At 39.7% G+C, this 15,277-nt stretch carries 14 protein-coding genes and 1 pseudogene; 5 read left to right on the top strand and 10 right to left on the bottom strand.

Annotated features, from left to right (window positions below; all coding sequences use genetic code 11):
* Positions 1-136: 136 nt before the first annotated feature.
* Positions 137-1,372 carry a bifunctional sterol desaturase/short chain dehydrogenase gene (locus BGL89_RS19160; protein ID WP_286827119.1) on the top strand — a complete coding sequence of 412 codons (1,236 nt, stop codon included), beginning with the start codon at positions 137-139 and terminating at the stop codon, positions 1,370-1,372.
* 186 nt (positions 1,373-1,558) lie between these two features.
* Here BGL89_RS19160 and BGL89_RS19165 read toward each other — a convergent pair whose 3' ends face one another.
* From BGL89_RS19165 to BGL89_RS19175, 3 genes are all read right to left on the bottom strand, one after another.
* Positions 1,559-2,503, bottom strand: coding sequence for an NAD(P)-dependent alcohol dehydrogenase (locus tag BGL89_RS19165; RefSeq protein WP_286827120.1), 945 nt, complete (start codon positions 2,501-2,503; stop codon positions 1,559-1,561).
* A gap of 2 nt (positions 2,504-2,505) precedes the next feature.
* Positions 2,506-2,892 (bottom strand): hypothetical protein, encoded by a 387-nt coding sequence (locus BGL89_RS19170; protein ID WP_286827121.1) that lies wholly within the window; start codon positions 2,890-2,892, stop codon positions 2,506-2,508.
* Positions 2,893-2,977: 85 nt separating this feature from the next.
* A complete protein-coding gene (locus BGL89_RS19175; protein WP_286827122.1) occupies positions 2,978-3,721 on the bottom strand; it encodes a phosphopantetheine-binding protein in 744 nt (247 codons plus the stop codon).
* 382 nt (positions 3,722-4,103) lie between these two features.
* Here BGL89_RS19175 and BGL89_RS19180 point away from each other — a divergent pair, with 382 nt between their 5' ends.
* A complete protein-coding gene (locus tag BGL89_RS19180) occupies positions 4,104-4,634 on the top strand; it encodes a universal stress protein (protein WP_286827123.1) in 531 nt (176 codons plus the stop codon).
* Here the strand turns inward: BGL89_RS19180 and BGL89_RS19185 are convergent.
* Together BGL89_RS19185 and sppA are read right to left on the bottom strand one after the other, a co-directional pair.
* Positions 4,624-6,783 carry a ComEC/Rec2 family competence protein gene (locus tag BGL89_RS19185; RefSeq protein ID WP_286827124.1) on the bottom strand — a complete coding sequence of 720 codons (2,160 nt, stop codon included), beginning with the start codon at positions 6,781-6,783 and terminating at the stop codon, positions 4,624-4,626. The two genes, BGL89_RS19180 and BGL89_RS19185, sit on opposite strands and share 11 nt — an antisense overlap.
* A 53-nt stretch (positions 6,784-6,836) precedes the next feature.
* Complete coding sequence (sppA, locus tag BGL89_RS19190; RefSeq protein ID WP_286827125.1) at positions 6,837-8,651, bottom strand: signal peptide peptidase SppA; 1,815 nt, start codon at positions 8,649-8,651, stop codon at positions 6,837-6,839.
* Between the two features lie 754 nt (positions 8,652-9,405).
* Between sppA and BGL89_RS19195 the strand changes: the two genes are divergently transcribed.
* Positions 9,406-10,797, top strand: a complete 1,392-nt coding sequence (locus BGL89_RS19195) for a DNA cytosine methyltransferase (protein WP_286827126.1) — start codon at positions 9,406-9,408, stop codon at positions 10,795-10,797.
* Here BGL89_RS19195 and BGL89_RS21550 read toward each other — a convergent pair.
* The 5 genes and pseudogenes from BGL89_RS21550 to BGL89_RS19220 all read right to left on the bottom strand — a co-directional run.
* Positions 10,794-11,291: pseudogene (locus BGL89_RS21550) on the bottom strand (TdeIII family type II restriction endonuclease); the annotation flags it as partial. The gene BGL89_RS19195 and the pseudogene BGL89_RS21550 overlap by 4 nt on opposite strands.
* Positions 11,292-11,333: 42 nt before the next feature.
* On the bottom strand, positions 11,334-11,642 hold the full coding sequence (locus BGL89_RS21555) for a TdeIII family type II restriction endonuclease (RefSeq protein ID WP_286827128.1): 309 nt from the start codon (positions 11,640-11,642) through the stop codon (positions 11,334-11,336).
* Complete coding sequence (locus BGL89_RS19210) at positions 11,629-11,856, bottom strand: helix-turn-helix domain-containing protein (RefSeq protein WP_286827129.1); 228 nt, start codon at positions 11,854-11,856, stop codon at positions 11,629-11,631. The genes BGL89_RS21555 and BGL89_RS19210 overlap by 14 nt, the downstream gene beginning before the upstream one ends.
* Positions 11,857-12,076: 220 nt before the next feature.
* Positions 12,077-12,307, bottom strand: a complete 231-nt coding sequence (locus tag BGL89_RS19215) for a type II toxin-antitoxin system HicA family toxin (RefSeq protein WP_286827130.1) — start codon at positions 12,305-12,307, stop codon at positions 12,077-12,079.
* Complete coding sequence (locus BGL89_RS19220) at positions 12,304-12,543, bottom strand: type II toxin-antitoxin system HicB family antitoxin (RefSeq protein ID WP_286827131.1); 240 nt, start codon at positions 12,541-12,543, stop codon at positions 12,304-12,306. Before BGL89_RS19220 ends, BGL89_RS19215 begins: the two co-directional genes overlap by 4 nt.
* Before the next feature lie 138 nt (positions 12,544-12,681).
* Here BGL89_RS19220 and prfC point away from each other — a divergent pair, with 138 nt between their 5' ends.
* Together prfC and BGL89_RS19230 are read left to right on the top strand one after the other, a co-directional pair.
* Entirely contained in the window at positions 12,682-14,316 is a 1,635-nt protein-coding gene (gene prfC / locus BGL89_RS19225; RefSeq protein WP_286827132.1) for a peptide chain release factor 3, read from the top strand.
* 113 nt (positions 14,317-14,429) lie between these two features.
* The gene (locus tag BGL89_RS19230) at positions 14,430-15,140 is read left to right on the top strand and encodes a lysophospholipid acyltransferase family protein (protein WP_286827133.1); all 711 of its coding nucleotides are present in this window, start codon (positions 14,430-14,432) and stop codon (positions 15,138-15,140) included.
* Positions 15,141-15,277 lie beyond the last annotated feature (137 nt).

The raw sequence follows: 15,277 nt of genomic DNA on the forward strand, positions 1-15,277 counted from the left end.
TCAAGCCCTCGGACAGACTATCCACTGTCTATTAGGTGAAAGCTTGGTAGATAAGGTAACTGGATGAACAGGGAATCCCTCGCATGAGTGCGATGGGAGCGTCAAATTTGTTGAGAAAATTTAACATTTATCCCCTATGTCAAACCTGCTCCTCTGTGTCGGACTGATTTGTGGCTCAATTATTTGGGTGGAGATCGTGCGTGATTCCTATCATGCTCTGGCCCACCATTGGCAGCCCCTTTATCGTCTGCACGTCTGGCATCATCGGGTTTTTCGTCCCGATCTGTCGGTAATGAGCGAGGAAATTTATCGCAAGGCGCACTGGTACAATGATGTACCGGAGGCCTTGGTCATGTTGGCTTCTAGTGTTTTACCTGTACTACTGGCCTACTCTTGGGGGTTCGATCGCCCTTGGTTGGGTTGGTTAGGATCGCTTTATACTATGGCTTTTCTCAGTACGGCGATCGGTCGAGGTTTAGGTATGGCAAATCTGGACGAATTAACCGATTTAACCCATCGTCCGGGGCAATTTGAGAGTTTACCCGCTCCATGGCGCGTGAATCGTACCTACCACTGGCGACACCATTTTGATAACCAAAAGGCTTATTATTGTGGAACTTTCACCTTTATGGATAAATTGATGGGGACGGCACTTTCTCTCAAGGGCAAAACGATCGCCATTACCGGAGCGAATGGAACCTTAGGGCGATCGCTTTTAAAGTACCTACAACTGAAAGGAGCCAAGGTGATCGCGCTCACTTCCGGGGAGAATGCGATCGCTATTGAAATTAACGGCGAATCCCTACCTGTAAAAACCGTGAAATGGCAAATCGGTGAAGAAACGCAACTTGAGAACCTATTTAAGTCTGTAGATATACTGATTTTAAATCATGGCGTTAATGTCCACGGCCAAAGAACCCCAGAAGCGATCGAATTAGCCTACGAAGTGAATACTTTTTCCGTCTGGCGTTTAATGGAATTATTCTTCAAAACTGTCCGCACTAACGAGGAAATTGCCCGCAAGGAAGTCTGGGTGAATACTTCGGAAGCAGAGGTTAATCCTGCCTTTAGTCCCCTCTACGAACTCAGTAAACGAGCGATCGGTGATATGATTACCCTGCGTCGTTTAGATGCTCCCTGTGTGGTGAGAAAGCTAATTCTTGGTCCTTTTAAGAGTAATTTAAATCCTGTGGGTATTATGTCCGCTGATTGGGTGGCTAAACAGATTATCAAGGCGGTACAGAGGGATAGCCGCAATATTATTATTACTATTAATCCCTTGACTTTTATCACCTTTCCAATTAAAGAATTCTCTGTTTCTACCTACTTAAAACTATTTACTCGTTCCCCAAAAAATCGGGAAAATCCCTAACTAGGGTCTGCTGAAAAAGTTTTTCGGTGGTGGTAGGAGTCAGGAGTCAGGAGTCAGTAGCCGGTCGTTTCAGGCTTTGTTGCCCTTGTTTTCCTATTTTCTTGCACTAACATCGGACTTTAACAGGTCAAAAGCTTTATTTTAAAAGGGTTTTACCATTATTCAGCCGACCCTAACTATTTATCCTTAATCGGGGATCAAGACTATTTTTCCTCGCACTCTTTCCGATTCACTATAATTATGAGCTTCTACCACCTGGGAAAAAGTATAGGTGCGATCGATTCTAACAGTTAATTTTCCTGATTCGATCGCTTCTTTGAGAAATTGCCAGTCGGACGCTTGTGCCTGAGCAAAAAATATCAGTTTCCCTTTTTGGGGCAACCAAGCAGTGAGATAATTTAAGAGGATAATCCCTGGATTTGGTAGGGTGGTTATATAGGTTCCTTGGGGTTTTAAAAGCTGACGACAGTGCCAAAAAGAAGACTTAGCCACAGCATCGAAGATTAGATCATATTTCTGCTCAGTTTTTCTCCAATCTTCTTGGGTATAATCGATAACTTTATCTGCTCCTAAAGAGGTGACATAATCGATATTTTTACTACTACAAACTCCATCTACTTGCGCGGAGAAAATTTTCCCTATCTGCACGGCAAAGCTACCCACTCCTCCCGATGCACCATTAACTAAAATCCGATTTCCTGCTTGAATACCGCCAAAATCCCGCAAGACTTGCAACGCGGTAGAAGCGGCTAAAGGGGTGGCGGCAGCTTGAATAAAACTCTGATTATGCGGTTTTTTAACTAATAGGGAAGCAGGAATAATTGCATATTCAGCATAGGTTCTACCCGGTAATTGATTGAGAAAACCAAAAACCTCATCTCCGATCTGGAATTGTTCCACCTGACTGCCTTTTTCAACGATAATTCCCCCATAATCAAAACCTAATTGCAGGGGAAATTTATTACCTGTGGCTATTTTGAGCATTCCCCGACGAATCTTCCAATCAATCGGATTAATTCCCGCTGCCATAATCTTAATTAAGACTTCTTTCGCTTGGGGAATTGGCTTTTCTATTTCTGTGTATTGGAGAACATTACTATCGCCATAGCGATTAATGATAATAGCTTTCATAATTAAGAAAAAAGTTGATAAAATAGTAAGGGAGCAAAAGTAATGACCAAGAGAACAAAAATCCAAACTCGTCCCGCTAAAAGATTATAATCTTGTCCTAATCTTGACCAAGAGTGACCGGCAATAAAATGGCCGAACAGAAATTCAAAACCTACTGTTAATAGTAACCAAATTAAACCGATAGTAATTGCTTGGCTGGACGATTCTAGACCCCAAAAATAGACAAGAGTGCCAATATAAAGGCTAAAAAAGAGGATTCCTGTCAGGGTAGAAATTTGATGAGCGCGCAGTTCATCGAGATATTTTCCGTAGGTGCTTTCCCTGAGAATACCGTTACTAATTCCTATTACGATCATCGGGAGCCATGGGACAATGTAGCGACTAATCATAAGTTGTTGGTTTAGAACTCGCTCTAATTGGATTATAGCTATATTTGGCTGATAACTTGAGATATTTTGGTAAAAATTAAGATTGTTACTTGCCTAAATTTTCAGCAAGATAATCAACTAGCTTTTTCACTGTTGTAAATTCTTGGCATTTTTCGTCTGAAAGTTCAAGATCGAATTCTTCTTCTAAAACCATTATTAATTCAATCTTATCAAGTTCATCTCCTCCCCAATTTGATAATAAGTCAGACCAACTATCAAAGGAAGAACTAGACGTATAAAAGCTATAAGAACTATAACTACTAGATTGTAAATAAAATAGTTCATCATCAATATGTATCTCAGACTTTTCCACCTCTAATTGATAACTAATTATCTCTTGAACTTTGATAAAAATTGCCAGTTTTCGTTCATCTCCAGCCAATTCTTGTAATATCGTTATTTTCTCGGTATCATCAATTTTTTTATCATTAATAATAGCATTAGCTTTTTCTTCTGCTATTTTCATAGCTTTCTCTTCATCGATTCTCTTTGATTCTAATAGACTGGATTTACTGAAAAATAACTGATACCTCATAACTTCAATTCTAGAATTAATTAAGTTTCGTATTATATGAAATTCTACTTTATGACCACTTTCCTTGTAAATTCTTGTGGCTAAATCCCAAACAATCTGATCGCAATTTGCTTCTAGCTGATTTAGTTTTTCTTCACTCAGAGATACCATATCATCTAAATACTGATTGATCATCATTGCCAGAATTTGCATCTCATAATTTTTGCTATCTTCATTCATTTGAGTCGCTCCGCTGCCGCAAAAAATCTCAATCATATTGTATCTCAAGATCAATACTTTTCTAAAAAATCTAGCGTATCAACACCGATCAAGCAATTTATCGGTTAAAACTATAAATACGGCGTTTCTCATAAAGATGAAGTATAACCCTATAGGGTATCGTCTCGGAGTCTCCCCAAAACGAAAACCTCATACCTCACCATTAAGATAACTGCTATAAGTTAGGACAGGGGTGACAGTGGGGTAAATTGTTAATTTTTTTGGGGATTTAGCTACATCATCCGAAAAATGTCACACTAGAGGTAGGGGAGCGTCAACTATCAGTCATCAGCTTTCAGCAATTTTCTGCTATTTCCCGGGTGTATTGCTGGCAATGGTTTTTATCCCTGAGCTTATCTGCTATCGAGGAGGCAATTCTATGAATAATACGGAAACAATCTCAGTCGATCGGGATACCAACAAACTCTATAATAAAATTCTCGTGGCTGTGGATTATCAAGATGTCACTCCAGAGGTATTGAATACGGCTATCCTCTTAGCGAAAACCTACGCTAGTGAGTTGCGGATTGTCTATAGTCTGTCTAAACCTTTGACTCCCTACACGGAAACTTTTATTTATGGTAATCTGATCGGTTATGGTGGCGGTTATCCCCCCGATATGATCGCCTTAGAACAACAAATCACCGAAGAAATGCAGGCGGAATTACAAGCTTGGTTAAACGGTTTAGTCGATCGAGCTAAGGAAGATAATATCACAGCCCGGGCTGATTATTATATTGGTGATCCGGGACAGAAAATTTGTCAAGTTGCCCAGCAAGAGGGGATAGATTTAATTATTGTTGGTCGTCACGGTCGATCGGGTTTATCTGAGTTAATCTTAGGTAGTGTCAGTAATTATGTGGTGCATCATGCTCCCTGTTCAGTTTTGGTAGTACACATCACTCATTAATTAGAAAGGGTTGAAATCCATTTTTGGCTGTCCATTGAATCGCTCCATCTCTCCCAGTCCAATAAGTCTTAATACCGGCTTTTCTCAGTTGATTTCTGACATTGCGGGAGAGATTGGTGGTGACAGCGATCGCTGTTTGGGGTCGAATTGACTCTAACCATTGTTTGTCTAGATTGCTTCCCTGCCATAATAACACTAGGGGGCTAAATTCTTGGGATAAATTAACGGGAATTTTCGGGTTGACAATCCATAGCCAAGATTGATTTTTTACCTGAAATTTAAATAAATTTTTCTCGATCAATTGTCCAGTAATTTCGCCAAGATTAAATTTTTCTGACTGGGATAAATTAAGAGTTTTTTTGATCGGTATGCTCTCACTGATAGTTGAGAATTGCGCCGAATTATTGACGGTTATTGCTCCTTGTATTTGATTAATTCCCTCCTGTCGCAAAAAGGGCAAAACTGTATAACGTGCTGTTGCGGGTTCCTCCCCATTAATTAAGAGAGTATTTCCTCGATTTTGAATAATTATTACCGGTTGCGATTTGGTGGCTAAAACTGTCACCTGAGTTAAAGTTAAATGCTGATAAATAATCGGTATTAAAATTAAAGTGAGGATAAATAAACCGATTAAATGCCACCGTTGACGAAACCAGATATTAAAGCAGATTAAGGTAAGGCAAATATAAATAATTAACATCACTCCTAAAGATAATTTACCTGTGGAGTAGGTACTAAAAGGAAGCAGACTAAAAAAGGTGGTAATTTGCAGTAATAACTCTAGAGGGTAATAGAGAATACTAGCGCTGATACTGCCCAAAGGGGGATAAATTAAGCCTAAAAAGGCAGTAAAAACTCCTCCTAAACTAATCAGGGTAACTAGAGGAGTTGTGATAATATTAATGGGGATACTATAAAGAGCGATCGAGTTAAACGTAAACATTAATAAAGGCATAGTCCAGAGAGTAGCAGCTAGACTAATAGCTATAGGTTCAGCGATTAAATTAGGGAAATAGTCAATTTTATTTTTCAGTAAAGGAACGGTAATAATTAATCCCAAAGTCGCTAAAAAACTTAACTGAAATCCTAAATCCCAAATCCAGAGAGGTTGCCATAATAATAGAATTGTAGCCGCTAGTAACAGGGAACCTAAACTATTAACTTGTCGATTATAAAGCAGACCGATTAATGCCCCAATTCCCATCAAAATCGCCCTCAAGACTGAAGGTTGTAACCCGGTTAAAGTGCCGTAAATTATTAAGATAGTAATGGCAATAATAAACTGTTGTTTGGGGGATAAATTGCGAGTAATAGTTAAAACAAACCCCAACAAAATAGCCACATGAAAGCCAGAAGCTGCTAAAATGTGAGCTAATCCAGTTTTAATAAATAAATCAGTGATTTTTGCTGGCAAATTAACCGCTTGTCGTCCGAGGGTAATCGAACTTAATAAAGTCCCTTTTTCCTGGCCTATTCCCTGAATTTGTGCCTCAACAATGCGCTGACGAATCTGCCAAATTCCCCAAGTAGGTGATTTTTTATCGATAATTATTTCCCCTTTTAAACCAGCAAAAGCACCCTGACGCGCTAGATAATTAGCAAAGTCAAAAGCACTGGGATTATTGGCACGACGGGGACGATAAAGTAATCCTTTAATTGTTATTTCTTGTCCGGGGTAAACCTGATTTTCTGCTAGATTTGGTAGAGTAACGTAGAGTTTACCTGCGGATTTTTCTGTCGGTAAATTCTTGAGGCTAAATTCTTTTACTTCTAACCAAAATTGTAAATTTTCTCGGCGATTGAGACGAATTTCTGATATAATACTGCCCGTGATTTTAATAGAGTTAACCACATTATTTTTTAAAAGATGACTGATATCGTTTGCGCTGGGGTAAGGAGTACGAATTTCTAGATAAACAACCGCAAATATAGCTATTAATCCCCCCATCAGCCAAATTTTTCTAGGGGGACTTTGCCACCAAAAACGACGGATAAAAATCGTGGTTAATAGGGTAATTAGACTAAGAATAACAATTCTAATTACCACTTCTTGCCATCGGTTTAACTGCGGACTAAAATCTACCAGACCTGTAGATAACAATCCCAAAATATAGGCTAAACCGAGAATAACGCTATTAGGGCGATTCATAGAAATTTTTGTCAAACAATTTCAGAATTAGCGAGCATTATTTTTACCTAATATCAGCGAAAATCGAGATTAAAAAGTAACTTAGCATAAACACTATGGGGATCATTAAATGTAGGTAACTTCAATAATTCCTGCTGAAAATTTTGCCATTCCTGCGTCAAAGGGTGATTATTTTTAGTTAGAGGAGGAAGATAGGTTTGCCATAAATTAGAAAAAAGTTCTTCTTGCCAACTTTGCGATCGAGGATATTCTTTAAGACTCCAATCATCTCCTAATTTAGCTGTTTTGGCTGCGTATTGTACTGCCGCTTCTAGTCCACCGATTTGATCAACTAAACCAATTTTAACCGCATCTTTTCCCGTCCAGACGCGACCTTGGGCCACACTTCTTACCTTATCTGGGGATAATTTTCGCCCCTTGGCTACCGTCTCGATAAATAAATCATAGAACCGATTAACTGCCGCTTGATAAATTTCTAATTCTTGGGGATTTTTCGGTCTGGTAATAGTAGATAGATCGGCTAATTGTCCAGTTTTCACCGTATCCCAATCGATGCCATTATTATTAGCAATCTTCTGGATATTTAACAATAATCCAAACACACCGATCGAACCAGTAATCGTATCATTATCTGCAAAAATTCTTTGACCCCCCATCGCAATCCAATAACCCCCAGAAGCAGCCACATCACCCATAGAAATAATTACTGGTTTTTTCGCATCTAAACGCTTAATTTCTCGCAGAATCACCTCAGAAGCGGTGGCACTTCCCCCCGGACTATTAATCCTTAAAACTACCGCTTTCACCTCCTCCTTCCCTTGTAATTTTCGCAGTTCCTTCGCCAATTTATCCCCACCGATTTCGCCTCTATCTCCCTGACCATCCACAATTGTCCCTTCTGCATAAACTATCGCTATTTGATCGCTACTATCTCCCCCCTCATCAGCGAGAGAACTAGCATAATTAGCTAAAGAAATTTGCGAAAAAGAGCCAGAGTTTTCCTCCTCATTAGTTTTATTTTTTGCTTCCCTTGTCAACTCCTTTGCTAAAACAATTACTCGATCTAAATGGGCCACTTCATCAACAAAACCCGCCTTTTTCGCTGTGGTTGCTTCCAGAATACCTTGAGTATCAGAAATAGTTTGCACTTGTTGGGGGGTTAAATTGCGACTTTTGGCCACTGTGGCACTATAATTAGACCAAATTGTATCGAGTAGGGTTTGCAGCTGCTGACGATTCTGGACACTTAAATCCTGACGCGTATAGGGTTCCACCGCACCTTTAAAAGAACCCACTTTTACCACTTGCACCCCGACACCATATTTTTCTAGTGCATCGGCAAAAAAGGTTTGTTGACTACTTAAACCATTAATTTCCATTCTCCCCACGGGATTAATAATCACCTTTTCAGCAACGGAAGCGAGATAATATTCCTTTTCCGTCCATTCCACATCGTAGGCGATAATTTTTTTACCCGATTGGCGAAATTTTGCCAAAGCTTGCCGCACTTCCGTCAGGGTAGCATAGCCATATTCACCGACAGTGCTGCGACCGTAGAGTAACAGACCGACAATATTATCATCAAGGGCAGCCTTTTCGATCGCCGCTATCACCTGTCGTAAATTTAAAGTGGTCCGACTCTCACTGGTCAAACTATCGGCTAAACTAGAACTAGGGGGAGCATCGCTGATATTGGTGGCTAAGTTAAAAACTAAGACCGATTTTTCCTTAACTGAGGAGCTATCGCTAGAATTAAGGAAAGAAAGCAGTAAAAATGCTAATCCCCCCACACCTAGGGACGAAAATACCAATAATCCCAATAAAGTTCCCAAGCAACTAGCGAAAGTTTGTTTAAAAAACTGACCCATCGGTTTTCATCTACTACTAATTTTCCTGTTTCCTATTGTAGGGATTCCCCGCCCAGAAACAACTTTTTTATCTGACTGCCTGACACATCTTGGTGAATCACCGACAGGTTAAGACACGGATGCGAGAGAACCAAATTCGGTCAAAGAAATCTTGTTCAGCTGGCTTTGAAGCAAAAACTGGTTCGAGGGATGAAACCCTTATAGAGAAAGACATTTGGCGATTTTTGTCAATTGTTTTCGATCTAAAACGAAAGTGGTCTAGATTTTTTACTTCTATCTTTGACATTTTTCTTGACTTGAATAAGCTGTTCGTAATTTAAATTGCTTGGGCCAGACGAGGCAAGAGGCAACAGTAAAGGGATTGGGGGAGATTCGGCTAATCTAAGAATAAGCGGTTTAAATACGTCTTAGCTTATTTTTTGAGAACTTTTTTAGTTTCTCACTTTTTCTGCCCCAAGAACATAAGTATAAATACTTATGTTATTTTCATTTTATATGCTACCAGCCATAAGCTGTTGACTATCTAAATTGCTCGTTAAGACTGCAAGGGAGAAGGAGCAGGGAGAGGAAGTTTGAGCATTTGTACTAAAATTTTGAATACGCAGTTTAAATTCAGTACAGCTTACTACAATTTGAAGTGCGGAATGTGGGTTACAAGAGGTCTATTATTGTCGTGCCTCTATCGGCTGAAAATACCCAGAAAAAAACTCTTAAGTTATACTAAAATAATTAATACAGACACACATATTCCCAGATGGTGAAAAGGAATTATTTACCCTTGAAAACCACAGTTAAAGTCAGCACACAAACCCAATTACCCCTACATCTAGTTATCACCCATCCCCAGTATCGTTTTGTCGATTTATTCGCGGGAATCGGTGGGTTTAGAATCGCTTTGGAGAAATTGGAAGGACGTTGTTTAGGCTATTCAGAAATTGATCAACAGGCAATCCAAGTTTATCAACAAAATTTTATTAGCTATCTCAACAGCGATGAAATTGCTTTCGGAGATGTGAGTAAAATTAGCAATTTACCCGATAATCTTGATCTTATTGTCGGCGGTGTTCCCTGTCAACCTTGGTCGGTAGCGGGATGTTTACGAGGATTTGATGACCCCCGGGGAAAACTCTGGTTTGATGTGATTAAATTAGTCCAGAAAAGTCAACCGAAAAGCTTTATTTTCGAGAATGTCAGTGGGTTGGCTAGTCCTCGCAATCAGGAGAATTTAGAATTAATTATCGATGAATTAACCAGCGGTGGTTATCAAGTTTACTGGCAGTTATTAAATGCCTACGATTTTGGTTTACCCCAGAATCGCGAGAGAGTTTTTATCGTAGGAATTAGAAAAGATATAGACAACTATGAGCGGCTTAAATTTCCCTTACCTTTGGGTATCCATCCGAAGGTTTTGGATATTTTAGAAGACATCAAGAATATTCAACCCGTCGAGAAAGTCAAGTTATCTGCGGATACTTTATTTAATGGTTTTGTTCCTCCATCGAGAACTCGTTTTCAAAAAGAAGATGAATTAAATGACTTTTTTATTTTTTCTGATTTAAGAAATGGCCACACAACTATTCATTCTTGGGATATTATCAAAACTACGGAACGACAAAAAAGTATCTGTTTAGCTTTGCTGAAATTAAGACGCAGTAAAAAGTATGGCGAAAAAGATGGTCATCCCGTGGCTTTTTCTACTTTTTTGGAAATTATACCCGATCTAAAAATCGAGGAACTAAATCAGTTAGTTTCTCTGGGGATTTGTTGGCAAACGAGGGAGGGTAAGTATGAATTTATTAACTCAAAAAACATGACAGGAATTAACGGCATTTATCGGATTATTTTACCGACGGCCGATATTATTCCTACCCTAACCGCTACGGGTGCTAAAGATTATATTGCTACTATTTCAATTACCGCTACGCATCCCCAAGAATACAAACAATTGTTTTTAAAGAAAATCTATAAACCCAAAAAGTTTCGAGAAATTACTCCCCAAGATGCGCGTAAATTACAAGGATTCCCAGATAATTTTATCTATCATCTACAGCCGGCTATCGCTAAAAAACAATTCGGAAACGCTGTTCCTGTACCAGTGGTGGAGGCAGTAGCAAGAAATTTACTAGAAATAATTTTACCAAATTAATTGTCTAGATAATTACGAAACTTTTGTTTATACTTATTGATAAATGCTTTATCTTCTTGAAGATCGATAAAAGCTTCTTTAATTAATGACCAAGTATTGATTTTACCAGAACAAAAATCCCAAAATTCATTTTCAACCCATATATCATGATTTTCCTCTAGAGGATACATTTTATTTCCCTGTGATTCCCACCATGTTTTAGGCAAGAAAGGATTAAAAGGAATAACAATTCTTGTGTGAATACTTGCTAAAGGTTCACGGGACAGCCGATAACAATACCAATCTAACAACTGGTCGCTAAATCTAGAACCATCTCCCCTATTAGGATGTGTAGCTTTTAAATCAAACACATACTCAATATTGTCTTTGATTAAATAAATATCTACTCCATGACCAGAAGGAGGATCGATATAATTGAGGTTATTCCTATTTATTTTCTTAGCTACTACTCTAAGTCTTTCAATGCACTCTGTCATGGATATTTTTTGTTCTTTCGATTTTCTGAGACTTTTTAAATTATCGAGTTTACTTCTTAATTATTGAGGAAATGGACTAGGTTGTAAAAGTTTTTTATCCTGCTTATATAAAATACGAAATCCATTATCTTTGGCTAAAAAGTTTGCTAATTTCTCCCAGAAAGTAGTTCCCATGCTTGTCGTTAGTCCAGTCATCACAGAACTAATCTGTCTCTCCTCTGGAAATAAATAATCTAAAATATGATGATTCCTAGGCTTGGGTTTTTTAAAATAGTTTTCTATTGAGTTTTTAATTAGCTTTTGAATTTCTATCACTAACTGGCTATTATCCATACTGAATTGCAATTCATCAAATTTATAAATCAGCAAAAAGATCAGTAATAGATATATCAAGTGCCTTGGCTAACTTTTCGATATTTTCTAAAGATACATTACACTTACCAAGTTCGATACTGGAAATATAAGTTCGGTGTAGTTCCGCTTTTTCGGCTAAGATTTCTTGAGATAAGTCACGTTCCCTTCTACGTCTTCTGATAGCTTTACCAAAACGATATTTGATATCTAAGGATTCTTTTTGTGCCACGGATCAATTATCAAGAAAGTGTATGAGACATTTCTACAGATTATAATTCACATTTTATCTACATTTTAGGCGTTGTCAAATTGAAAGATGATCCGAATCAGCACCGGAACTGAAATTACTTTGATAACAAGGATTGCATTGCATCTTTCATATTCTGATAACATTGCTTCGTTCCTCTGAAAGTACAATTGCTGTTATCGCTTCGACTATCTTTTAACTCTTATTTTCGTAACAACTCGAAAAATGTTTCTTTATCAAGACCAATATCTTGAATCATACCCATGAGAGTACCTTGCTTAATATCTTTTCCTGAATGAATAGGGATCACAACCCTACATCCACCAGTACTTTTGTAAATAGCATGGCTACCTTTTTGACGATCCAAATAAAAGCCCAATTTTTCAATAACTTTAATAAACTCCTTGACTTTAACTGCGGGATACTGACTCATACTAAAATATTTAAAGGCTTAAAAATCAAATCTTCTTTGGGAATGGGTTGATGATCAGCTATCAAACTTTCGAGGTACAATTCCATAGCTTCTGTAATATTGACAATCGTTTCTTCAAAAGTGTCTCCTTGAGAATGACAACCTTTAAGCGCAGGACAAAAAGCGTGATAACCACCGTCTGACTCTTTTTCTAGAATAACAGTGTAGTTATAAATTTGTTTGGTATTATCACTCATAACACTATCAGTTGTGGATTTTAAATTATCCTAGCATAGACTTTTTTTAATGACTTTTCCCAGAGCGATCGATTTTTTGAGAGGATTAACTCCCCAGCTAAACTAGAATAGAAAGATAGGAAAGCGATCGAAATTAGAATGACGACCGAAATTGAAAAAGAACTAGAAACCAGCGAAGCTGTCTTGGAAAAACGGCGAAATTTTGCCATTATCTCCCACCCTGACGCGGGAAAGACCACCCTGACCGAAAAACTGTTACTATACGGGGGTGCAATCCATCAAGCGGGTGCAGTCAAAGCAAGACGCGACCAACGCAAAGCCACCTCCGACTGGATGGAAATGGAAAAACAACGGGGAATTTCGATTACTTCCACGGTTTTACAGTTCGATTATCGTGATTTTCAGATTAATCTCCTCGATACTCCCGGCCACCAAGATTTTAGCGAAGATACCTATCGTACCCTAGCCGCTGCCGATAATGCGGTGATGTTAATCGACGCGGCCAAAGGTTTGGAACCCCAAACCAGAAAACTCTTTGAAGTGTGCAAACTGCGGCAGTTACCCATCTTTACCTTTGTTAACAAAATGGACCGCCCCGGCCGCGAACCTCTGGATTTATTGGACGAAATCGAGCGAGAATTAGGATTACAGACCTATCCCGTCAATTGGCCGATCGGAATTGGCGATCGCTTTCGGGGAGTCTTCGATCGGGCTACCCAGACCATACACCTGTTTGAACGTCGCTCCCACGGCTCTCAGGAGGCGCAGGAAACCGTGATCGAGCTTGGCGACCCCAAAATTGAGGATTATCTCGAAAAAGACCTGTATTACCAGTTAAAAGAGGATATAGAACTGCTCTCGGAATTGGGGGCCCAATTGGATTTGCCAGCAGTCCACGCAGGAGAAATGACCCCGATCTTTTTTGGTAGCGCCATGACCAATTTTGGGGTGAAATTATTCCTAGAATCCTTCCTCGACTATGGATTACCCCCCAGAGGACGCAATTCCTCCCTCGGTGTCCTTGATCCCACCTATCCCGATTTCACCGGTTTTGTCTTCAAACTGCAAGCAAACATGGACCCCAAACATCGCGACCGGGTGGCCTTTGTGCGGGTATGTACGGGGAAATTCGAGAAGGATATGGTAGTAAACCACGCTAGAACCGGTAAAACTATCCGTTTATCCCGTCCTCAGAAACTTTTTGCCCAAGATCGGGCAGTTATAGAAGAAGCTTATCCCGGAGATGTGATCGGATTGAATAACCCCGGGGTCTTTGCGATCGGTGATACGATTTATATGGGTAAAAAGCTCGAATACGAAGGGATTCCCTGTTTTTCTCCGGAATTATTCGCCTATCTCAGAAATCCTAACCCTTCCAAGTTCAAACAGTTTCAAAAAGGAGTCTCGGAATTACAGGAAGAAGGGGCCGTACAGATATTATCCTCGATCGATGAATTTAAACGCGACCCGATTTTAGCCGCTGTCGGTCAATTACAGTTTGAAGTGGTGCAATTCCGTCTTTTAAGCGAGTACGGAGCCGAAACTACCCTCGAACCCCTAGCCTATAGTTTAGCCCGTTGGGTAGCCGGGGGTTGGGCCGCTTTAGAAAAAGCAGGTAAACTCTTTAATACTCTAACTGTCAAAGATTACTGGGGTCGTCCTGTCTTATTATTCAAAAATGAGTGGAATTTACAGCAAGTGAAAGAAGATCATCCCTCTTTGCAATTAAACTCGATCGCACCGGTAGGATCGGGAGTAGAACCGCAATCCTAACCATTAATCCCCCAAGACAATTGCCGAACTGGTCAGGACAAGATAGCCATCCCCCAGACAACTAGACTAAAGTAGAAGTGGTCAGAAAGTCTCGATCTTTCCTAACACTTCGGATGTCTCAAAGCACTATCGTTGACGAGTCCCTCACCATTAGAAAAAGTCCTGCTGTCAATTCCCGAATTAATCCCTGTTTAATTCGCTTTTGTTATTTTCTGGGAAATTATCTAGTTTTACCAGCTTTTTTCAGCAAAATAACCGTCACAGGACAGGAAAATATTCCCCTAACGGGGGGTGTCATCCTTGCACCTACCCATCGTTCCCGTTGGGATGCGCTGATTTTACCCTACGCGGTGGGACGCTTAGTTAGTAGACGCGATTTGCGCTTTATGGTTTCCGCTAACGAGATGAAAGGGGTACAAGGTTGGTTTATCCGACGTTTGGGGGGTTTTCCTGTCAATACCGATCACCCCGGTATGGGTAGTCTGGTCCATAGCGTCGAACTGTTGGCTGCGGGGGAAATGGTGGCGATTTTTCCGGAAGGGGGTATCTGTCGCGATCGAGTGGTTCATCCTCTTAAACCGGGGGTAGCGCGGATTGCGTTGGAAGTTAAGACGATGAAATCCGATGCAGATATAAAGATTTTACCAGTAAGCATTAGTTATAATCAGCCTTACCCCGGATGGGGAAGCAAAGCGACTGTAAACATCGGTCAAGGGATTAATGTGCTTGATTATCAACAAAATTCGCTAAAACGGGAAACTGTCCGCTTAACCAAAACCTTGAGCGATCGCTTAAAACTTCTCCACGAGGATCAATCACCTTAATCAGCTGTTGACTATCTACCGCATAAGTGGGATTTCGGGGACGTAGTTAGGGTTTGCTGAATAAATCTAAAAACCTTATCCAACAAGGTTTTTAGACTTTTTTTCCCTCAAAAAGTGCCGACCCTTGGAGTGATTGG

Origin of the sequence: Microcystis sp. LSC13-02, from assembly GCA_002282935.1 — a bacterium.
GTDB lineage: Bacteria > Cyanobacteriota > Cyanobacteriia > Cyanobacteriales > Microcystaceae > Microcystis.